Annotated in this window: 18 protein-coding genes; 13 read left to right on the top strand and 5 right to left on the bottom strand. The window is 61.1% G+C overall.

Annotated features, from left to right (window positions below; all coding sequences use genetic code 11):
• Positions 1-35: 35 nt before the first annotated feature.
• Positions 36-1,706 (bottom strand): lactate permease LctP family transporter, encoded by a 1,671-nt coding sequence (locus LOY53_RS23315; RefSeq protein WP_027595046.1) that lies wholly within the window; start codon positions 1,704-1,706, stop codon positions 36-38.
• Positions 1,707-1,960: 254 nt separating this feature from the next.
• Here LOY53_RS23315 and LOY53_RS23310 point away from each other — a divergent pair, with 254 nt between their 5' ends.
• A complete protein-coding gene (locus LOY53_RS23310; protein ID WP_258703330.1) occupies positions 1,961-2,728 on the top strand; it encodes an FCD domain-containing protein in 768 nt (255 codons plus the stop codon).
• A 117-nt stretch (positions 2,729-2,845) separates the two neighbouring features.
• Here LOY53_RS23310 and smpB read toward each other — a convergent pair whose 3' ends face one another.
• Entirely contained in the window at positions 2,846-3,328 is a 483-nt protein-coding gene (smpB, locus tag LOY53_RS23305; protein ID WP_012312633.1) for an SsrA-binding protein SmpB, read from the bottom strand.
• Positions 3,329-3,491: 163 nt separating this feature from the next.
• On the opposite strand from smpB, the gene LOY53_RS23300 reads away from it, so the two are divergent.
• Positions 3,492-3,926 carry a type II toxin-antitoxin system RatA family toxin gene (locus tag LOY53_RS23300; RefSeq protein ID WP_027595044.1) on the top strand — a complete coding sequence of 145 codons (435 nt, stop codon included), beginning with the start codon at positions 3,492-3,494 and terminating at the stop codon, positions 3,924-3,926.
• 57 nt (positions 3,927-3,983) lie between these two features.
• Here the strand turns inward: LOY53_RS23300 and bamE are convergent, their stop codons facing one another.
• Positions 3,984-4,517, bottom strand: coding sequence for an outer membrane protein assembly factor BamE (bamE, locus tag LOY53_RS23295; protein WP_027595043.1), 534 nt, complete (start codon positions 4,515-4,517; stop codon positions 3,984-3,986).
• A gap of 97 nt (positions 4,518-4,614) precedes the next feature.
• Between bamE and fur the strand changes: the two genes are divergently transcribed.
• Positions 4,615-5,019, top strand: coding sequence for a ferric iron uptake transcriptional regulator (gene fur, locus LOY53_RS23290; RefSeq protein WP_016391775.1), 405 nt, complete (start codon positions 4,615-4,617; stop codon positions 5,017-5,019).
• Between the two features lie 255 nt (positions 5,020-5,274).
• Here fur and recN read toward each other — a convergent pair whose 3' ends face one another.
• Positions 5,275-6,948: a DNA repair protein RecN gene (recN, locus tag LOY53_RS23285; protein ID WP_099455350.1), complete on the bottom strand. Its 1,674-nt coding sequence runs from the start codon at positions 6,946-6,948 to the stop codon at positions 5,275-5,277.
• 193 nt (positions 6,949-7,141) lie between these two features.
• Between recN and grpE the strand changes: the two genes are divergently transcribed.
• The 8 genes from grpE to LOY53_RS23245 all read left to right on the top strand — a co-directional run bounded on the left by grpE (position 7,142) and on the right by LOY53_RS23245 (position 17,562).
• Complete coding sequence (gene grpE, locus LOY53_RS23280) at positions 7,142-7,696, top strand: nucleotide exchange factor GrpE (protein ID WP_186683017.1); 555 nt, start codon at positions 7,142-7,144, stop codon at positions 7,694-7,696.
• Positions 7,697-7,797: 101 nt separating this feature from the next.
• Positions 7,798-9,723, top strand: coding sequence for a molecular chaperone DnaK (gene dnaK, locus LOY53_RS23275; protein ID WP_252825898.1), 1,926 nt, complete (start codon positions 7,798-7,800; stop codon positions 9,721-9,723).
• A 197-nt stretch (positions 9,724-9,920) separates the two neighbouring features.
• Positions 9,921-11,051, top strand: a complete 1,131-nt coding sequence (dnaJ, locus tag LOY53_RS23270; protein WP_027595038.1) for a molecular chaperone DnaJ — start codon at positions 9,921-9,923, stop codon at positions 11,049-11,051.
• A 13-nt stretch (positions 11,052-11,064) separates the two neighbouring features.
• The gene (gene dapB, locus LOY53_RS23265) at positions 11,065-11,868 is read left to right on the top strand and encodes a 4-hydroxy-tetrahydrodipicolinate reductase (RefSeq protein WP_027595037.1); all 804 of its coding nucleotides are present in this window, start codon (positions 11,065-11,067) and stop codon (positions 11,866-11,868) included.
• A gap of 323 nt (positions 11,869-12,191) precedes the next feature.
• Positions 12,192-13,328 carry a glutamine-hydrolyzing carbamoyl-phosphate synthase small subunit gene (gene carA, locus LOY53_RS23260; protein WP_258703329.1) on the top strand — a complete coding sequence of 379 codons (1,137 nt, stop codon included), beginning with the start codon at positions 12,192-12,194 and terminating at the stop codon, positions 13,326-13,328.
• Positions 13,329-13,434: 106 nt separating this feature from the next.
• Positions 13,435-16,656 carry a carbamoyl-phosphate synthase large subunit gene (gene carB, locus LOY53_RS23255; RefSeq protein ID WP_099430479.1) on the top strand — a complete coding sequence of 1,074 codons (3,222 nt, stop codon included), beginning with the start codon at positions 13,435-13,437 and terminating at the stop codon, positions 16,654-16,656.
• Positions 16,653-17,135: a transcription elongation factor GreA gene (greA, locus tag LOY53_RS23250; protein ID WP_008098898.1), complete on the top strand. Its 483-nt coding sequence runs from the start codon at positions 16,653-16,655 to the stop codon at positions 17,133-17,135. Before carB ends, greA begins: the two co-directional genes overlap by 4 nt.
• Complete coding sequence (locus LOY53_RS23245; RefSeq protein WP_081717511.1) at positions 17,113-17,562, top strand: MFS transporter; 450 nt, start codon at positions 17,113-17,115, stop codon at positions 17,560-17,562. The genes greA and LOY53_RS23245 overlap by 23 nt, the downstream gene beginning before the upstream one ends.
• A 12-nt stretch (positions 17,563-17,574) precedes the next feature.
• Here LOY53_RS23245 and LOY53_RS23240 read toward each other — a convergent pair whose 3' ends face one another.
• Positions 17,575-17,883, bottom strand: coding sequence for a YhbY family RNA-binding protein (locus LOY53_RS23240; RefSeq protein ID WP_027595032.1), 309 nt, complete (start codon positions 17,881-17,883; stop codon positions 17,575-17,577).
• A gap of 102 nt (positions 17,884-17,985) precedes the next feature.
• Between LOY53_RS23240 and rlmE the strand changes: the two genes are divergently transcribed.
• On the top strand, positions 17,986-18,612 hold the full coding sequence (gene rlmE, locus LOY53_RS23235; protein WP_258703328.1) for a 23S rRNA (uridine(2552)-2'-O)-methyltransferase RlmE: 627 nt from the start codon (positions 17,986-17,988) through the stop codon (positions 18,610-18,612).
• A gap of 203 nt (positions 18,613-18,815) precedes the next feature.
• The gene (gene ftsH / locus LOY53_RS23230) at positions 18,816-20,720 is read left to right on the top strand and encodes an ATP-dependent zinc metalloprotease FtsH (protein ID WP_027595030.1); all 1,905 of its coding nucleotides are present in this window, start codon (positions 18,816-18,818) and stop codon (positions 20,718-20,720) included.
• Positions 20,721-20,727: the final 7 nt, after the last annotated feature.

The raw sequence follows: 20,727 nt of genomic DNA, 5'->3' as shown, positions 1-20,727 counted from the left end.
TGCCGGGCGCAGCGTGGCGCCCGGCCCCTTTCACTTTAGTGATGAACCAGCATGCCGGTCAGCCAGTAAGCCTGGATCAGGGTGATCAGGCCCACGATGGTGGCGAAGAACAGGCTGTGCTTGACGGTGAAGCGGAACAGGTCGGATTCCTTGCCCACCAGGCCGGTGGCGGCGCAGGCCACGGCAATGGATTGTGGCGAGATCATCTTGCCGGTCACGCCGCCGCTGGTGTTGGCGGCCACCAGCAGGGTGTCGTTGACCCCGATCTGGTGTGCGGTGGTGGCTTGCAGCGAGCTGAACAGGGCGTTGGACGAGGTGTCCGAGCCGGTCAGGAATACGCCCAGCCAGCCGAGGAACGGCGAGAAGAACGGGAACGCGGCGCCGGTGCCGGCCAGGACCAGGGCCATGGTCGAGGACATGCCCGAGTAGTTGGTGACGAAGGCGAAGGCCAGCACCATGCCGATCGACAGGATGGGCCAGCGCAGTTCCCAGAACGTCTCTTTGAAAGTGGTCAGACCAGTTTTGAAGTTGATCTTGAGCACTGCCATGGAGATCAGCGCCGAGAGGAAGATCGCGGTGCCGGTGGCGGAGATCGGGTCGAGCTTGAACACCGCTGGCATGGCGGTCGGCGCGGCAACGATCGGCGCGGTCTTGATCACCAGTTGGTCAAGGTGCGGGATGGCGAAGTTGAACACGAAGTTGTACATCGCACCGCCTGGCGCGAATGCGGCCTTGAATGGCTTCAAGGTCCAGATAGTGACCAGCACGGTGAGGATCAGGAACGGCGACCAGGCCTTGAAGATCTCGCCGAAGCTGTAAGGGCTTGGCTGGCTGCCGCCGGATTGCACGACGGCGGCGCCGACGCTGCCCTTGGCTTGTGCGAACGAACGCTTGGGCTGCCAGACTTTGAGGAATAGGGTCAGGCAGATCAGGCTGGCCAGGGCCGAGGTGATGTCCGGCAGCTCTGGGCCGATGAAGTTCGAGGTGAAGTACTGGGTGACGGCGAAGCTCAGGCCGGCGACCAGGGCGGCGGGCCAGGTTTCTTTCACGCCGCGCAGGCCGTCCATCATGAACACCAGCCAGAACGGCACGAACAGCGACAGCAGTGGCAGTTGGCGGCCGGTCATGGCGCCAATGTGGAAGGCGTCGATGCCGGTGACCTGGCCGGCCACGATGATCGGGATGCCCAGCGCGCCGAAGGCGACCGGCGCGGTGTTGGCGATCAGGCACAGGCCGGCGGCGTACAGCGGGTTGAAGCCTAGGCCCACCAGCAGTGCGGCAGTGATGGCCACCGGGGCGCCGAAGCCGGCCGCGCCTTCGAGGAAGGCACCGAAGCAGAAGCCGATCAGCAACACTTGCAGGCGCTGGTCGTCGGTGATCGACAGCACCGAGCTGCGGATCACTTCGAACTGGCCGCTCTTGACCGTGAGTTTGTACAGGAACACCGCGGCAACGATGATCCAGGCAATCGGCCAGAGGCCGTAGAGGAAGCCATAACCCGCGGCGGCGAAGGCCATGTCGACAGGCATCTGGAAGGCGAAGATCGCCACCAGGATCGACAGCGCGAGGGTGATGCTGCCGGCGACGTGGCCTTTGAGGCGGAACACGGCGAGGGCGAGGAAGAAGAACACGATAGGGATGACCGCCGCCAGTGCGGACAGGCCAAGACTACCAAGCGGGCTATAGAGTTGTTGCCAGGTTTGCATATGGGGTGACCCCTAATTGTTGTTGGTCAGCACTGGCATTGGATAATTGGTAAGACCAATTTACAATGTCTGGGCGCTAGGTTAAAAGCGCTGTCGTGGGTGTGTCAATTTGTCCGACACAAAACTTTGGTCGCGTGCCGATGAGCGGGCGTCTGATGGCCTTGGAAAAACCCAGGGTGATGGGTGTGCGTGCGGCGCGGATCGGCGAGAATAGGGCCCCCTGAAATCTGCCGGGGGTTTGTGGAGAGCATGTGATGGTTTTTGATCAGGTCCGCCAACGGCGCCTGTCCGACGACATCGTCGATCGGTTGGAAGGGATGATTCTCGAAGGCACGCTGAGCTCGGGCCAGCGCTTGCCGGCTGAGCGCGTTCTGGCCGAGCAGTTCGGTGTGTCGCGCCCGTCACTGCGTGAGGCGATTCAGAAGCTGGTGGCCAAGGGGCTGCTGATCAGCCGCCAGGGCGGTGGCAACTTTGTCGCTGAATCGCTGGGGTCGACGTTCAGCGACCCGCTGTTGCAGTTGCTTGAGCACAGCCCTGAAGCGCAGCGCGACCTGCTCGAATTTCGCCATACCCTCGAGGCGTCCTGCGCGTATTACGCGGCCCAGCGCGCGACCGAGCCTGACCGTGCACGGCTGAAAGAGGCTTTTGACACGCTGCAGGACTGCTACACCCGCGTTGACGAAGTGACCCGGGCAGAGGAGGGCGCGGCCGATGCGCGCTTCCATTTGGCGATAGCCGAGGCCAGCCATAACGCGGTTTTGCTGCATACCATCCGCGGCTTGTTTGACCTGCTAAAGCGGAACGTGGTGACCAATATCGGTGGGATGTATCAGCAGAGGACTGAAACGCGGGACATGCTGATCAGTCAGCACCGGGAGCTGTACCTGGCGATTGTCGAGGGCAGGGCGGAGGATGCGCGGGAGGTTTCCAGCCGGCACATTTTGTATGTGCAGGAGGTGCTGGAGGAGGCGCACGAAGAGGCCCAGCGCGTGGCGCGGGCGGAGCGGCGCAGCGGGCGCTGAAGTTTGCGTTTGCAGCACGGGCCTCTTCGCGGGGCAAGCCCGCTCCCACAGGCTATGTGCAGAAGCCTGTGGGAGCGGGCTTGCCCCGCGAAGAGGCCCGAACAGGCTAAAGAAGATCTAGTCTTCCTTGCCCTTGTTACGCACGGCACGCTGCAGCTCGCGGTTGGAATCGCGTTCGCGCACGGTGTCGCGCTTGTCGAATTCCTTCTTGCCCTTGCCAAGCGCGATCTCGCACTTGATCAGGTGCTTGCTCCAGTACAGCGCCAAGGCCACACAGGTGTAGCCTTTTTGCGCCACGGCCGCTTCCACCCGCTCGAGCTCGCGCTTGTTCAGCAGCAGCTTGCGTGAGCGGATAGGGTCGGCGATGACGTGGGTGCTGGCCGTGGTCAGCGGGGTGATGTGGCTGCCGAACAGCCAGGCTTCGCCATCCTTGAGCAGCACGTAGCTGTCGGTCAGGTGCGCCTTGCCGGCCCGCAGGCTCTTTACTTCCCAACCGGACAGGACCAGCCCGGCCTCGAACTTGTGTTCGATGAAGTAATCGTGTCGCGCTTTCTTGTTTTGCGCGATGGTCCCGGTCGGATGTTTCTTTTGTTTAGCCATAGGGGCGGCATTATAGGCAACTCGATGCGTGGTCGGCTATGGGATTTCGGTGTGCTTGAGCCACCGCAATGAATACCGGACAATACAGGCCCTGTCGTAGGTACAGAACCTGCTTTTGGCACGCTGCGAAGCGCCGCCACCCAGCCTTGGAAGTGACGCCTGGATGACTACCCATATTCAACGCTCCGCCCTGCTGCCGTATCCCGCCCAGGCGCTTTACGATCTGGTCAATGACGTGGCCAGCTACCCGCAATTCTTGCCGTGGTGCTCGGCATCGACGGTCATCGAGGCCAGTGACACGCACATGCGCGCCAAGCTGGAGGTTGCCAAAGGTGGCATGAGCCAGCATTTCGTCACGCGCAATGTGCTGGTGCCTGGGCAGTCCATCGAAATGAACCTGGAAGAGGGGCCGTTCTCCCAGCTGCACGGTGTGTGGGTGTTCAAACCGCTGGGCGAGAAGGCCTGCAAGATCAGCCTGGACTTGTCCTTCGATTATGCCGGGCCGCTGGTGCGGGCCACGTTGGGGCCGCTGTTCAATCAGGCCGCCAACACCTTGGTAGATGCCTTCTGCCAGCGCGCCAAGCAGCTCAATAGCTGAGTCGTGGCGCATAAAAAAGCCCGGGCCAAGGCCCGGGCTTTTTTATGACCGCCGCGCTTACTGCGGGGAGGTTTCCAGCGGTGCCGGCGTCGGGACCGGAGTGGTCTCGATGGTGTCGATCTCGCGCTGGATGGATTCTTCCACCGAACCGGGTTTGGCCGGTTTCTCTTCAGGCTGCGGCGTGGCCTGCTCTGGCTGGGTCGCCGGGCTGACCGTGGTGTCGCTGCTGCCACCGAGGATTTCCTGGTCGCGGCTCACGCCTGGCATGAAGTCGCCAGACAGGCTGACCAACTGGTCGCTTTCGTTGAAGAAAATGCTCATGCGCTCTTGCTGGCGTTTTCCGCCACCAGGCTGCAGGCTGTACAGGTAGTCCCAACGGTTGGTGTTGAACGTGTCCTGAATCAGGGGGTTGCCCATGATAAACCTTACTTGCCGTCGGGTCATTCCCGGGCGTAATTGGTCTATCATGTCCTGCGTGACGACATTGCCCTGCTGGATGTCGATTTTGTAAACCCCGGGAAACGAGCAACCGGCGAGTGCGAGCAGTCCCACTAGGGTGAGGCTGGTTAGCAAGAGCTTGGTGTTTTGCATCGGTGGGCGACTTCCACTATCTTGGCTGGACAACGTAAACCCCGATCATACCCGTATTAAGAGAAGCTGCGAAGCAGCATCGGCGAGAAAGCTGACCATGGTTGAAAATAGCGAATTACGCAAAGCCGGTCTCAAGGTTACCCTGCCTCGAGTAAAGATCCTTCAGATGCTCGATTCTACCGAGCAGCGTCACATGAGTGCCGAGGATGTCTACAAGGCCTTGATGGAAGCTGGTGAGGACGTCGGCCTGGCCACCGTCTACCGCGTGCTGACCCAGTTCGAAGCGGCGGGTCTGGTGGTTCGCCACAACTTCGACGGCGGTCATGCGGTCTTCGAACTGGCGGATGGCGGTCACCACGACCACATGGTCAACGTGGAGACCAGTGAAGTCATCGAGTTCATGGATGCTGAAATCGAGCGGCGTCAGCGCGAGATCGTGGCCGAGCATGGCTACGAGCTGGTGGACCACAACCTGGTCCTCTATGTGCGTAAGAAAAAGTAACGATTTCGATCGTTATAAATAGCAAAGGCGACCTTCGGGTCGCCTTTGTGCTTTTGGTGTAGGAGCAGCCTTGTGCTGCGAAGAGGCCGGTGAAAACACAGTAGGGCTGTGCCGCTGCCACCGGCCTCTTCGCAGCACAAGGCTGCTCCTACAGGTAATGCGTAGGCCAGTCATTAAGCAGGTAACGCATAGGTCAGTCATTAAGCAGGTGAGGCGTAGGCCAGTCCATTAAGCAGCTAATGCATAGGCCAGTCATTAAGCCTTGCCGCTGACTACCATCTTGCGTGCATGTGCCAGTGATTCCTTGGTCAGGTCGATGCCGCCCAGCATGCGCGCCACTTCCTCGACCCGTTCGCGTTTACCCAGGCTGGCCACCGCCGTGTGGGTGGTGTCGCTGTGGCGCACCTTGTGCACGAACAGGTGGTGATGCCCTTGTGCCGCGACCTGCGGCAGATGGGTTACGGTCAGTACCTGGCCGCGGTCACCCAGCCGGCGCAGCAGTTGGCCGACGATCTCGGCGGTGGGGCCGCCGATGCCGACGTCGACTTCGTCAAACACCAGAGTGGGGATGCGCGAGGTCTGTGCAGTGATCACCTGGATCGCCAGGCTGATGCGTGACAGCTCGCCACCCGACGCGACTTTGGCCAGGCCTTTGAGTGGCTGGCCGGGGTTGGCGCTCACCAGCAGTTCGATCTGCTCGAGGCCGTGCGGCGACAGGTCGTTGCCTTCGTTGGGGGTAAGCTCGATGCAGAAGCGACCACCCGGCATACCCAGGCGTTGGACTTCTTGCTCGACCGCGACCGCCAACTGTTGCGCGGCCTGCTGGCGCAAGGCGCTCAGCTCGCGAGCCCGCTCTTTATAGTGCTGGGCATAGGCGGCCAGCTCTTCGCCCAGGCGCTCGATCGATTCGTCGCTGGCGTTCAAGCCTTCCAGCTCTTCCATCAAGCGCTGCTGCAGATGCGGCAGTTCGGTGGGGTGCACGCGGTGTTTGCGGGCCAGGGTGTAGATAGTGTCGAGGCGCTCTTCCAGGGCCTGCAGGCGCATGGGGTCGGCGTCGAAGTGATCCAGGAAGCGGTTGAGCTCGCCCACGGCTTCTTCGACCTGAATCTGCGCGCTGGCAATCAGGTTGGCGGCTTCGCCCAGCGCCTTGGGTGAGTTGGTGGCGGCGCCCAGCCGATTGAGGCTGGAGGTGAGGGCGCTGAGCACGTTGCCCGAGTCGCTCTCGCTGCACTGGTCGATGACCTGGCGGCAGATGCCGAACAGGGCTTCGGCATTGGTCAGGTTTTTGTGTTCCTGCTCCAGCTGTACCAGCTCGTTTTCGCCCAGGCCGAGGTTGTCCAGCTCCTCGAGCTGGTAGCTAAGCAGTTGGTGGCGGGCGCGTTGCTCGTCACCGGAATTGGAAAGGCGCTCCAGCTCCAGGCGGGTCTGGTTCCAGCGCTTGGCGGCCAGTTGCACCTGGCGGGCCAGGTCGATGGCGCCGGCGTATTCGTCCAGCAGGCGCCGATGGGTGTCGGTTTTGAGCAGCGACTGGTGCTCGTGCTGGCTGTGGATGTCGATCAGCAGTTCGCCGAGCGATTTGAGGTCGCTGAGTGGGCAGGGCGTGCCGTTGATGTAGCCACGGCTGCGGCCTTCGGCGGTGATCACGCGGCGCAGGATGCACGGGCCGTCGTTGTCCAGGTCACGCTCGGCCAGCCAGGTGCGGGCTTCGGGGATGTCTGCCAGGTCGAAGGTGGCGAGGATGTCCGCCTTGTCTGCACCGGGGCGCACCACGCCGCTGTCTGCGCGGTCGCCGAGGGCCAGGCCGAGGGCGTCGAGCATGATCGATTTGCCTGCGCCGGTCTCGCCGGTGATGACGGACATGCCGCGGGCAAGCTCGAGGTCGAGGTGTTCGACGATGGCGTAGTTGTGAATGGACAGGTGCACCAGCATGGGGGCGGCTCCCGAAGGTTCAGGTCTGGTTATTTATACAGTACTTTTTTCCACCCTGACAATGCCCGCTCACAGATTCTCATGTGGGCCGGAAAACCACGCTGCCCCTTGAAGCTGGTTTTTCCGGCCCCATATAGCCGACAACAAAGGCGAGCCTGGCTCGTAATCCAGAAATTTGCGCAGGAGAGACCCAATGGCTGACGAACAGCTGAATGAGAAAGACCTTAACGTCGAAGAAACCGGTGCAGATGCTGTCGGCGCCCGTGTTCTGGAGCTCGAGGAACAGCTGGCCGCCGCCAAGGATCAGTCGCTGCGCGCTGTTGCCGATTTGCAGAACGTGCGCCGTCGCGCCGAGCAGGATGTCGAGAAGGCCCACAAGTTCGCCCTGGAGAAGTTCTCCAGCGACCTGCTGCCAGTGATCGACAGCCTGGAACTGGCCCTGACGCATTCCAGTGACGAAGATGAGCAGGTCAAGGCCATCCGTGAAGGCGTCAAGCTGACCCTCAAGATGTTCCAGGACACCCTCAAGCGCTACAACCTCGAAGTCGTCGATCCGCATGGTGAGCCGTTCAATCCAGAGCACCACCAGGCCATGGCCATGCAGGAAAACGGCGAAGTAGAGCCGAACAGCGTGTTGAACGTGTTCCAGAAAGGCTACCTGCTCAACGGCCGCCTGCTGCGCCCCGCCATGGTGGTGGTCAGCAAGGCGCCAAGCGCAGCTCAGCCTTCGATCAATGAACAGGCTTGAAATCCGCCGGGGCAACCCCATCTAGGTGTCAAGCCTTCAAGTATTACCGCAGTTGGCCAAAGTAGTCGCTGCTACCAAATTCAAGTTTCGGGAGAGTTAACATGGGTAAAATCATCGGTATCGACCTGGGGACCACCAACTCGTGCGTCTCCATCCTGGAAAACGGTAACGTCAAAGTCATCGAAAACGCCGAGGGTGCGCGTACTACCCCTTCGATCGTGGCGTACGCCAACGATGGCGAAATCCTGGTGGGTCAGTCGGCCAAGCGCCAGGCTGTCACCAACCCGCACAACACCCTGTTCGCAGTGAAGCGCCTGATTGGCCGCCGCTTCGAAGAGCAAGTCGTGCAAAAAGACATTCAGCTGGTTCCGTACAAGATCGCCAAGGCCGACAACGGTGACGCCTGGGTTGAAGTCAACGGCCAGAAAATGGCACCGCCGCAAATCAGCGCCGAAGTGCTGAAGAAAATGAAGAAGACCGCCGAAGACTACCTCGGCGAGCCTGTCACCGAAGCGGTCATCACCGTTCCGGCCTACTTCAACGACAGCCAGCGCCAGGCTACCAAAGACGCCGGCCGCATCGCCGGTCTGGACGTCAAGCGCATCATCAACGAGCCGACCGCTGCTGCACTGGCGTACGGCATGGACAAGGCCAAGGGCGACCACACTGTCATCGTTTATGACCTGGGTGGCGGTACCTTCGACGTTTCGGTCATCGAAATCGCCGAAGTCGACGGTGAGCACCAGTTCGAAGTACTGGCGACCAACGGTGACACCTTCCTGGGTGGCGAAGACTTCGACATGCTGCTGATCGACTACCTGGTCGAAGAGTTCAAGAAAGAGTCCGGCATGAACCTGAAGGGCGACCCTCTGGCCATGCAGCGTCTGAAAGAAGCCGCGGAAAAAGCCAAGATCGAGCTGTCTTCCGCTCAGTCGACCGACGTCAACCTGCCGTACATCACTGCAGACGCCACCGGTCCTAAGCACCTGAACGTGAAGATCTCCCGTGCCAAGCTGGAGTCGCTGGTAGAAGAGCTGGTGCAGCGCACCATCGAGCCTTGCCGCATCGCGCTGAAAGACGCCGGCATCGACGCCAGCAAGATCGACGACGTGATCCTGGTCGGCGGCCAGACCCGTATGCCGCTGGTACAGAAAACCGTTGCTGACTTCTTCGGCAAGGAAGCACGTAAGGACGTCAACCCGGACGAAGCCGTCGCCATGGGCGCTGCTATCCAGGGTGCCGTTCTGGCCGGTGACGTCAAAGACGTTCTGCTGCTGGACGTCAGCCCGCTGACCCTGGGTATCGAAACCATGGGTGGCGTGATGACCGCGCTGATCGAGAAAAACACCACCATCCCGACCAAGAAGTCGCAGGTGTTCTCGACGGCCGACGACAACCAGGGCGCAGTGACCATTCACGTGCTGCAGGGCGAGCGTAAGCAAGCTTCGCAGAACAAGTCGCTGGGCAAGTTCGACCTGGCTGACATCCCGCCAGCACCGCGTGGTGTTCCGCAGATCGAAGTGACCTTCGACATCGACGCCAACGGCATCCTGCACGTTGGCGCGAAAGACAAGGCCACCGGCAAGACCCAGTCGATCGTGATCAAGGCCAACTCCGGCCTGTCCGACGATGAAATCGAGAAAATGGTGCGTGATGCCGAGGCCAACGCCGAGGAAGACCGCAAGTTCGAAGAGCTGGCCGGTGCCCGTAACCAGGGTGACGCGCTGGTTCACTCGACCCGCAAGATGGTCGCTGATGCAGGTGACAAGGTCACCGCTGAAGAAAAAGCTGCCATCGAAGCTGCCGTCGTTGCCCTGGAAGCCGCTGTGAAAGGCGACGACAAGGCTGCGATCGACGCCAAGGTCGAAGAGCTGTCCAAGGTGTCGGCACCGGTTGCCCAGAAGATGTACGCCGAGCAGTCGGCCGAACAGCCTCAGGGCGGCGCGCAGCAGGCCGAGCCGGAAGCCAAGCACGATGACGTGGTTGACGCCGAGTTCGAAGAAGTAAAAGGCGACGACAAGAAGTAATCGTTGCATGTTGTCGGCCAGCTCACCGGCGGTTGTCGGTGAGCTGGTAGGATGTCGCCGCGCGGGGGCTTGCTCCCGCGTTGGCGTATCTGGAATTCGAGAATTTTTACAGCATCTGTCAGGGCCATTCGTGGTGTTTGGGCGGGTGCTGATGGCGCGGCGCAGATGCCGAACGCCCAACAAGGTGCAAATGACCTATGTCCAAGCGTGATTATTATGAGGTCCTGGGTGTCGAGCGCGGCGCCAGTGAAGCTGACCTGAAAAAGGCCTATCGCCGCCTGGCGATGAAGTTCCACCCGGACCGCAACCCAGGCGACAAAGAGTCGGAAGACAAGTTCAAGGAGGCCAACGAGGCCTACGAAGTGCTGTCTGACGCCAGCAAGCGCGCGGCGTTCGACCAGTACGGCCACGCCGGCGTCGACCCAAGCATGGGCGGCGGTGGTGCAGGCTTCGGCGGCGCCAACTTCTCCGACATCTTTGGTGATGTGTTCAGTGACTTCTTCGGTGGCGGCGGCGGCCGTGGCGGTGGTCGTGGTGGTGCCCAGCGTGGCAGCGACCTGCGCTACACCCTGGAGCTGAACCTGGAAGAAGCGGTGCGTGGCACCACGGTCAGTATCCGCGTGCCGACGCTGGTCAATTGCACGCCTTGCGACGGTTCTGGCGCGAAGAAGGGCTCGACCCCGTCGACCTGCCCGACGTGCGGCGGTATTGGCCAAGTACGTATGCAGCAAGGCTTCTTCTCGGTGCAGCAGACCTGCCCCCGCTGCCATGGCCAGGGCAAGATCATTACCGACCCATGCAATTCGTGCCATGGCGAAGGCCGTGTCGAGGAATACAAGACGCTGTCGGTCAAGGTGCCGGCAGGTGTCGACACCGGCGACCGCATTCGCCTGTCGGGCGAAGGCGAGGCTGGCACCCACGGTGGCCCGACTGGCGACCTGTACGTGGTGATCAACGTGCGTGAGCACGAGATCTTCCAGCGTGATGGCAAGCACCTGTACTGCGAAGTGCCGATCAGCTATACCGATGCAGCGCTGGGTGGCGAGCTGGAAGTGCCAACCCTCGATGGCCGCGTGAAGCTGAAGATTCCGGAAGGTACCCAGACCGGCAAGCAGTTCCGCTTGCGTGGCAAGGGTGTTGCGCCGGTGCGCGGTGGCGGTGCCGGTGACCTGCTGTGCCGTGTAGCTGTGGAAACCCCGGTCAACCTCAGCCGTCGCCAGCGCGAGTTGCTCGAAGAGCTGCGTGATTCGCTGGAAGGCGACAGCTCCCATTCGCCCAAGGCCAGTGGCTGGTTCGACGGTGTAAAGCGCTTCTTCGGCGATCTCTGACAAGGAAATAGCGATGCGACGTATTGCAGTGATGGGTGCAGCAGGGCGGATGGGCAAGACCCTCATCGAGGCCGTGCAGCAAACGCCGGGAGCCGGGCTGACGGCGGCGATCGATCGCCCTGACAGCTCGCTGGTCGGGGCTGATGCAGGTGAGCTGGCGGCCCTCGGTCGGATCGGCGTGCTGCTGTCCGATGACCTGGCCAAGGTTGCCGACGAATTCGATGTGCTGATCGACTTCACCCACCCTTCGGTAACCCTGAAGAACCTGGCCTTCTGCCGCAAGCACGGCAAGGCGATGATCATCGGCACCACTGGTTTCAGCGTCGAAGAGAAGCAATTGCTGGCTGACGCGGGCAAGGAAATCCCGATCGTGTTCGCTGCCAACTTCAGTGTGGGCGTCAACCTCAGCCTCAAGCTGCTGGACATGGCGGCGCGGGTGCTGGGTGATGATGTCGACATCGAGATCATCGAAGCGCACCACCGTCACAAGGTCGATGCGCCGTCGGGTACTGCGCTGCGCATGGGCGAAGTGGTTGCCAATGCGTTGGGCCGTAACCTGCAGGAAGTGGCGGTGTATGGCCGTGAAGGCCAGACCGGCGCGCGTGATCGTAAGACCATCGGCTTCGCCACCGTGCGTGCCGGTGATGTGGTGGGTGACCACACCGTGCTGTTCGCTGCTGAAGGCGAGCGCCTGGAGATCACCCACAAAGCGTCGAGCCGCATGACGTTCGCCAAGGGTGCGGTACGTGCCGCGCTGTGGCTGGACGGGCGCGAGCCAGGCCTGTACGACATGCAGGACGTTCTGGGGCTGCACTGATCCTTACTGTGTTGCTGATGGCCCAATCGCCGGCAAGCCGGCTCCCACAGGGGAGTGCAAGCCTTCGGGTTGGTGCTGACTGGTGGGAGCCGGCTTGCCGGCGATGGGGTGCAAGGCACCCCCTGTCGCAATCATGTGTTTTAGAGGCACATATACGGTAGACCCAAAAAGCACTTTTCTGTAAGCTACAGCTTTAGTGTGTCCACTAAAAGCGCGCAGCGAATTGAATTCAGCACATGAAAGCGGGGTGACGTGTCCATACGTCACTCCGCTTTTTTGCAACCTGCGATCGCCCTTTCATGCTTGATTTACGGGAGGTCTTCTTGACAAAGCCAGCCATACTCGCCCTTGCCGACGGCAGTATTTTTCGCGGTGAAGCCATCGGTGCCGACGGTCAGACCGTTGGTGAGGTGGTGTTCAACACCGCTATGACCGGCTACCAGGAAATCCTTACAGACCCTTCCTACGCCCAGCAAATCGTTACCCTGACCTATCCGCACATCGGCAACACCGGTACTACCCCGGAAGACGCCGAGTCGAACCGTGTCTGGTCTGCCGGCCTGGTCATCCGTGACCTGCCGCTGCTGGCCAGCAACTGGCGTAACACCCAGTCGCTGCCGGACTACCTCAAGGCCAACAACGTCGTCGCCATCGCTGGCATCGACACCCGTCGCCTGACCCGTATCCTGCGTGAAAAGGGCGCTCAGAACGGCTGCATCCTCGCCGGTGACAACATCAGCGAAGAAGCCGCCATCGCCGCCGCCCGCGCCTTCCCAGGCCTCAAGGGCATGGACCTGGCCAAGGTCGTCTCCACCAAAGAGCGCTACGAGTGGCGCTCCAGCGTGTGGGAACTGAAAACCGACAGCCATCCAACCATCGAAGCCTCCGAGCTGCCGTACCACGTGGTCGCCTTCGACTACGGCGTCAAGCTGAACATCCTGCGCATGCTGGTGGCCCGTGGCTGCCGCGTGACCGTGGTGCCTGCCCAGACCCCGGCCAGCGAAGTGCTAGCGCTCAACCCCGATGGCGTGTTCCTGTCCAACGGCCCTGGTGATCCGGAGCCTTGCGACTACGCGATCCAGGCAATCAAGGAAATCCTTGAAACCGAGATCCCGGTGTTCGGCATCTGCCTCGGCCACCAGCTGCTGGCCCTGGCCTCCGGCGCCAAGACCGTCAAGATGGGCCACGGCCACCACGGTGCCAACCACCCGGTCCAGGACCTGGACACCGGCGTGGTCATGATCACCAGCCAGAACCACGGTTTCGCCGTCGACGAAGCCACCCTGCCGGGCAACGTCCGCGCCATCCACAAGTCGCTGTTCGACGGCACCCTGCAGGGTATCGAGCGCACCGACAAGAGCGCGTTCAGCTTCCAGGGCCACCCTGAAGCGAGCCCAGGCCCGACTGACGTCGCGCCACTGTTCGATCGTTTCACCGATGCCATGGCCAAGCGCCGCTGAGCATCCTGCATCAAGGCCCCGGGCCGGCTTGCGCCGCGCCCGGAAGCGCCTGACCCAGATTGTTCAAGACGGCTTGCCGACTGACCCGCGGATTTGAGTGACAACCATGCCAAAACGTACAGACATCAAAAGCATCCTGATTCTCGGCGCTGGCCCGATCGTGATCGGCCAGGCCTGCGAATTCGACTACTCCGGCGCCCAGGCTTGCAAAGCCCTGCGCGAGGAAGGTTTCCGCGTCATCCTGGTGAACTCCAACCCGGCCACCATCATGACCGACCCGGACATGGCCGACGCCACCTACATCGAGCCGATCAAATGGCAGTCGGTGGCCAAGATCATCGAAAAAGAGCGCCCAGACGCGGTGCTGCCGACCATGGGTGGCCAGACCGCGCTGAACTGCGCCCTGGACCTGGAGCGCCATGGCGTTCTGGAAAAGTTCGGCGTAGAGATGATCGGCGCCAACGCCGACACCATCGACAAGGCAGAAGACCGCTCGCGCTTTGACAAGGCGATGAAGGACATCGGCCTGGAGTGCCCGCGCTCCGGTATCGCCCACAGCATGGAAGAGGCCAATGCGGTCCTCGAGAAGCTCGGCTTCCCGTGCATCATCCGCCCGTCGTTCACCATGGGCGGCACCGGTGGTGGTATCGCCTACAACCGTGAAGAATTCGAAGAAATCTGCGCCCGTGGTCTGGACCTGTCGCCGACCAAAGAGCTGCTGATCGACGAATCGCTGATCGGCTGGAAGGAATACGAGATGGAGGTGGTCCGTGACAAGAAGGACAACTGCATCATCGTCTGCTCGATCGAAAACTTCGACCCGATGGGCGTGCACACCGGTGACTCGATCACCGTTGCGCCAGCGCAGACCCTGACCGACAAGGAATACCAGATCATGCGCAACGCCTCGCTGGCGGTGCTGCGTGAAATCGGTGTCGAAACCGGCGGTTCCAACGTGCAGTTTGGTATCTGCCCGGACACCGGCCGCATGGTCGTGATCGAGATGAACCCGCGCGTATCGCGTTCGTCGGCCCTGGCTTCCAAGGCTACCGGCTTCCCGATCGCCAAGATCGCCGCCAAGCTGGCCGTCGGCTACACCCTCGACGAGCTGCAAAACGACATCACCGGCGGCCGTACCCCGGCGTCGTTCGAGCCGTCGATCGACTACGTCGTCACCAAGCTGCCACGCTTCGCCTTCGAGAAATTCCCGAAAGCCGACGCCCGCCTGACCACCCAGATGAAATCTGTGGGTGAAGTCATGGCCATCGGCCGTACCTTCCAGGAATCCCTGCAGAAAGCCCTGCGCGGCCTGGAAGTCGGTGCCTGCGGACTGGACCCGAAAGTCGACCTGGCCAGCCCAGAAGCTGCCAGCATCCTCAAGCGCGAACTGACCGTGCCGGGTGCAGAGCGTATCTGGTATGTCGCTGACGCCATGCGTTCGGGCATGACCTGCGAAGAAATCTTTGCCCTGACCGGCATCGACATGTGGTTCCTGGTTCAGATGGAAGACCTGATCAAGGAAGAAGAGAAGGTCAAGACCTTGGCCCTGTCGGCCATCGACAAGAACCTGATGCTGCGCCTCAAGCGCAAAGGCTTCTCGGACCAGCGCCTGGCTGTACTGCTCGGCATCACCGACAAGAACCTGCGTCGCCACCGTCACAAGCTGGAAGTGTTCCCGGTCTACAAGCGCGTCGACACCTGCGCCGCCGAGTTCGCCACCGACACCGCCTACCTGTATTCGACCTACGAGGAAGAGTGCGAGGCCAACCCGTCGACCCGCGACAAGATCATGATCCTGGGTGGCGGCCCTAACCGTATCGGCCAAGGCATCGAGTTCGACTATTGCTGCGTACACGCGGCGCTGGCCCTGCGTGAAGACGGTTACGAGACCATCATGGTCAACTGCAACCCAGAAACCGTCTCCACCGACTACGACACCTCCGACCGCCTGTACTTCGAGCCGCTGACCCTGGAAGACGTGCTGGAAGTCTGCCGCGTCGAGAAGCCGAAAGGCGTCATCGTGCACTACGGCGGCCAGACCCCGCTGAAACTGGCCCGCGCCCTGGAAGAAGCCGGCGTACCGATCATCGGTACCAGCCCGGACGCCATCGACCGTGCCGAAGACCGTGAGCGTTTCCAGCAGATGGTTCAGCGCCTGAACCTGCTGCAGCCGCCAAACGCTACCGTGCGCAGCGAAGAAGAAGCGATCCGCGCTGCGGGCGGTATCGGTTACCCACTGGTCGTGCGCCCGTCGTACGTACTGGGTGGTCGCGCCATGGAAATCGTCTACGAGCTGGACGAGCTCAAGCGCTACCTGCGTGAAGCGGTACAAGTGTCGAACGACAGCCCGGTGCTGCTTGACCACTTCCTCAACTGCGCCATCGAGATGGACGTGGATGCGGTCTGCGACGGCACCGACGTGGTGATCGGCGCGATCATGCAGCACATCGAACAGGCGGGTGTTCACTCCGGTGACTCGGCGTGCTCGCTGCCACCGTACTCGCTGCCGGCGCACGTGCAGGACGAAGTCCGCGAACAGGTCAAGAAAATGGCCCTGGAGCTGGGTGTGGTCGGCCTGATGAACGTGCAGCTGGCCCTGCAGGGCGACAAGATCTACGTGATCGAAGTCAACCCGCGCGCCTCGCGTACCGTACCGTTCGTCTCCAAGTGCATCGGCACTTCGCTGGCGATGATCGCGGCCCGCGTCATGGCTGGCAAAACCCTGAAAGAGATCGGTTTCACCAAAGAAATCATCCCGAACTTCTACAGCGTCAAGGAAGCCGTCTTCCCGTTCGCCAAGTTCCCAGGGGTTGACCCGATCCTCGGCCCTGAGATGAAATCGACCGGTGAAGTCATGGGCGTCGGTGACAGCTTCGGTGAAGCCTTCGCCAAGGCCCAGATGGGTGCCAGCGAAGTGCTGCCGACCGGCGGTACTGCGTTCATCAGCGTGCGTGACGACGACAAGCCACAAGTGGCTGGCGTTGCCCGCGACCTGATCGCCCTGGGCTTCGAAGTGGTTGCCACTGCCGGCACCGCCAAGGTTATCGAGGCGGCTGGCCTGAAAGTGCGCCGTGTGAACAAAGTGACCGAAGGTCGCCCGCACGTGGTCGACATGATCAAGAACGACGAAGTGTCGCTGATCATCAACACCACCGAAGGCCGTCAGTCGATCGCTGATTCCTACTCGATTCGTCGCAATGCGCTGCAGCACAAGATTTACTGCACCACCACCATTGCGGCCGGTGAAGCCATCTGCGAAGCGTTGAAGTTTGGTCCTGAGAAGACCGTTCGTCGCTTGCAAGATCTGCATGCAGGACTTAAAGCATGAGCATTACCAAGTACCCGATGACCGTCCAGGGCGCTCGCGCCCTGGAAGAAGAGCACCTGTTCCTGAGCAAGACCGAGCGCCCGCGCCTGAGTCAGGCGATTGGTGAGGCGCGCGAGCTGGGCGATCTTAAGGAAAACGCCGAATACCATGCCGCCCGTGAGGAGCAGGGCATGGTCGAGGCGCGTATCCGCGACATCGAAGGCCGCCTGCAGAACTCGGTCGTGATCGACGTGACCACGATCCCTCACACCGGCAAGGTGATTTTCGGCACCACGGTGGTGCTGGCCAACACCGAAACCGATGATGAAGTGACCTACCAGATCGTCGGCGAGGATGAAGCCGACGTGAAACAGGGCAAGCTTTCGAGCGGCGCACCCATTGCCCGTGCCATCATCGGCAAGGAAGAAGGTGATACCGTCGTCGTCAAGACGCCAAGTGGCACGGTCGAGTACGAGATTGTCGAAGTCAAACACATCTGATCGGCGCCTGCGGGCGCCATCCCTTGAAGGGATCCTCTGGCAGCTGGCCCAGGTATTCTGGGTCGGCGGCTTGTGGGTGTTTCATGTGGGGCTGGTGCCCGCGCTCAAGGTCACAGGCCTGGCGCCCCTGCTGGTGCAGGATGTTGCTGGGCAGATCGACCGCTGGTTGATTGGCGTGGCCTTGCTAGGCTTATTGACCCAGCTGGCGGTATTGGCGAGGGTAGAGGGCCTGTCTGCCTGGTGGCGGCAGTTCCGTGGCCAGATGCTGTTGCTCGGCTTCGGTGCTTGCGTGGGGTATTACACCTTGCGCTACGGCATTTCAGTGGGCGAGCGCTGGCAGATGTTTTGTTTCCTGGTACTGGGCTTTTCCGGCATCGTGCTGGTGGCCCAACCCGTACCGGTCAGGGCGCGCCAGGCGCGCCACTGATCGGAGCCGCTATTATTTGAAGCGGTGGATGTTGGACAGCTGTTTGTTCGGCTGTGGGTTCTTCCGGTAGATCAGCGCTTTCTTGCCGATGGTCTGCACCAGTTCGGCGCGGCCAACCTTGCACAATTCGGCAATGGCGGCGGCACGTTCTTCACGATCTTCGGAGCGAATCTCGACTTTGATCAGTTCATGATCGGCGAGTGCGCGTTCCAGTTCGGCGGCAACGCCTTCGTTAACACCGTTGCCAGCAACGATCAGGACCGGCTTCAGGTCATGACCAATGGACTTGTATTGCTTCTTCTGCTCGTTATTGAGCGGCATAATCTGACCCTTTCCGTCTGATTCTGTAAAATTGACAGGCATTTTACCCGAGGGCCCCTGGCTCCGCCCAGTCAATCACGACGCATATCATCGAGGTGCCCCGTGGTACAACGTTCCAAAAGCAGCGCTAACTGGCTGCGAGAGCATTTTAACGACCCTTTTGTGAAGCAAGCGCAGAAGGATGGCTACCGCTCGCGTGCGAGCTACAAACTGCTTGAGATCCAGGAAAAGGACCGTTTGATCCGTCCTGGCATGAGTGTGATCGACCTCGGCGCAGCCCCGGGTGGCTGGTCGCAGGTGACCAGTCGTCTGATTGGTGGCCAAGGGCGCCTGATCGCCTCCGACATCCTGGAAATGGACTCGATCCCTGACGTTACCTTCATTCAAGGCGACTTCACCCAGGATGAAGTCCTGCAGCAGATTCTCGACGCAGTCGGTGATTCTCACGTAGACCTTGTGATTTCCGACATGGCCCCCAATATGAGTGGTACGCCTGAAGTGGATATGCCGCGCGCCATGTTCCTGTGCGAATTGGCATTGGACCTGGCAACCCGTGTGCTCAAGCCTGGTGGCGACTTCCTCATCAAGATTTTCCAGGGCGAAGGCTTCGACATGTACCTGAAGGACGTGCGCACCAAGTTCGACAAGGTACAGATGCGTAAGCCATCGTCTTCACGGGATCGTTCGCGTGAGCAGTACCTGCTGGGTAAAGGTTTCAAAGGCGTGTGAAAGGCGTGCCACGGGGTGGTCGATAGTTAATTCCAATCGGCCGCCCCGTCTGTATCGTCCGAACTTCGTGTAGTCTAGGTTTCACAAAGGGTTACAGACGGTGCCTGCGGATGCGTAGGTAATGTAGTAAGTTAGGGCGATGAATATCATGCGAGGCACGGCTGCGTCGTGCGCCGGCCTCAGAGGGTAGCGAATTGAACGACATGGCAAAGAATCTGATCCTGTGGTTGATCATCGCAGCTGTCCTGGTGACAGTGATGAACAACTTCTCCAGCCCTAACGAGCCGCAGACCCTCAACTATTCCGACTTCATCCAGCAGGTTAAAGACGGGAAAGTCGAGCGCGTGACCGTCGACGGCTACATCATTACCGGCAAGCGTGCCGACGGCGACAACTTCAAAACCGTGCGCCCGGCCATTACCGACAACGGCCTGATCGGCGACCTGGTCGACAACCACGTGGTCGTCGAAGGCAAGCAGCCTGAGCAGCAGAGCATCTGGACGCAGTTGCTGGTCGCCAGCTTCCCGATCCTGGTGATCATTGCCGTGTTCATGTTCTTCATGCGCCAGATGCAAGGTGGCGCGGGCGGCAAGGGCGGGCCGATGAGTTTCGGCAAGAGCAAGGCGCGCCTGCTGTCCGAAGACCAGGTCAAGACCACCCTGGCTGACGTCGCCGGTTGCGACGAAGCCAAGGAAGAAGTCGGCGAACTGGTCGAATTCCTGCGCGACCCGGGCAAGTTCCAGCGCCTCGGCGGTCGTATTCCGCGCGGCGTGCTGATGGTTGGCCCACCCGGTACCGGTAAGACCCTGTTGGCCAAGGCCATTGCAGGTGAGGCGAAAGTGCCGTTCTTCACCATTTCCGGTTCGGACTTCGTCGAAATGTTCGTCGGTGTCGGTGCCAGCCGTGTGCGTGACATGTTCGAACAGGCCAAGAAGCACGCCCCGTGCATCATCTTCATCGACGAAATCGACGCCGTTGGTCGCCACCGTGGCGCCGGCATGGGCGGTGGTCACGATGAGCGTGAGCAAACCCTCAACCAGTTGCTGGTAGAGATGGACGGCTTCGAAATGAACGATGGCATCATCGTCATTGCCGCCACCAACCGTCCGGACGTGCTGGACCCTGCGCTGCTGCGTCCTGGTCGCTTCGACCGTCAGGTTGTTGTGGGCCTGCCGGACATCCGTGGCCGTGAGCAGATTCTTAAAGTACACATGCGCAAGGTGCCGATTGGCGAGAACGTCAACCCGGCGGTCATTGCCCGTGGTACCCCAGGCTTCTCCGGTGCCGACCTGGCCAACCTGGTCAACGAAGCTTCGCTGTTTGCCGCGCGCTCCAACAAGCGCCTGGTCGAAATGAAAGAGTTCGAGCTGGCCAAAGACAAGATCATGATGGGCGCCGAGCGCAAGACCATGGTCATGTCCGAGAAAGAAAAACAGAACACCGCCTACCACGAAGCTGGTCACGCCATCGTCGGTCGTCTGGTGCCTGAGCATGACCCGGTCTACAAGGTGTCGATCATCCCGCGTGGTCGTGCTCTGGGTGTCACCATGTTCCTGCCTGAGGAAGACCGTTACAGCCTGTCCAAGCGCGCGCTGATCAGCCAGATCTGCTCGTTGTACGGCGGCCGTATCGCCGAAGAAATGACCCTGGGCTTCGATGGCGTCACCACCGGTGCCTCCAACGACATTATGCGCGCCAGCCAGATTGCCCGGAACATGGTCACCAAATGGGGCCTTTCCGAGAAACTCGGCCCGCTGATGTATGCCGAAGAAGAGGGCGAGGTATTCCTCGGCCGTAGCGCCGGCAGCCAGCACGCCAGCGTCTCGGGTGAAACCGCCAAACTGATCGACTCGGAAGTGCGCAGCATCATCGACCAGTGCTACGCCACGGCCAAGCAGCTGCTCACCGACAACCGCGACAAGCTCGATGCCATGGCCGAAGCGCTGATGAAGTACGAGACCATCGACGCCGACCAGATCGACGACATCATGTCGGGTCGCACCCCTCGCGAACCGCGGGATTGGGATGGTGACTCGGCTTCGGGCAACCCTGCAGCTCAGGGTGACCGCCCGGAATCGCCAATCGGCGGCCCAGCGGCTCAACACTAAGGGCATC

Source organism: Pseudomonas sp. B21-031 (assembly GCF_024748985.1).
Taxonomy (GTDB): domain Bacteria; phylum Pseudomonadota; class Gammaproteobacteria; order Pseudomonadales; family Pseudomonadaceae; genus Aquipseudomonas; species Aquipseudomonas kermanshahensis.
The sequence above is the reverse complement of the archived record's forward strand: the minus strand, read 5'-3'. Positions and strand labels throughout refer to the sequence as shown.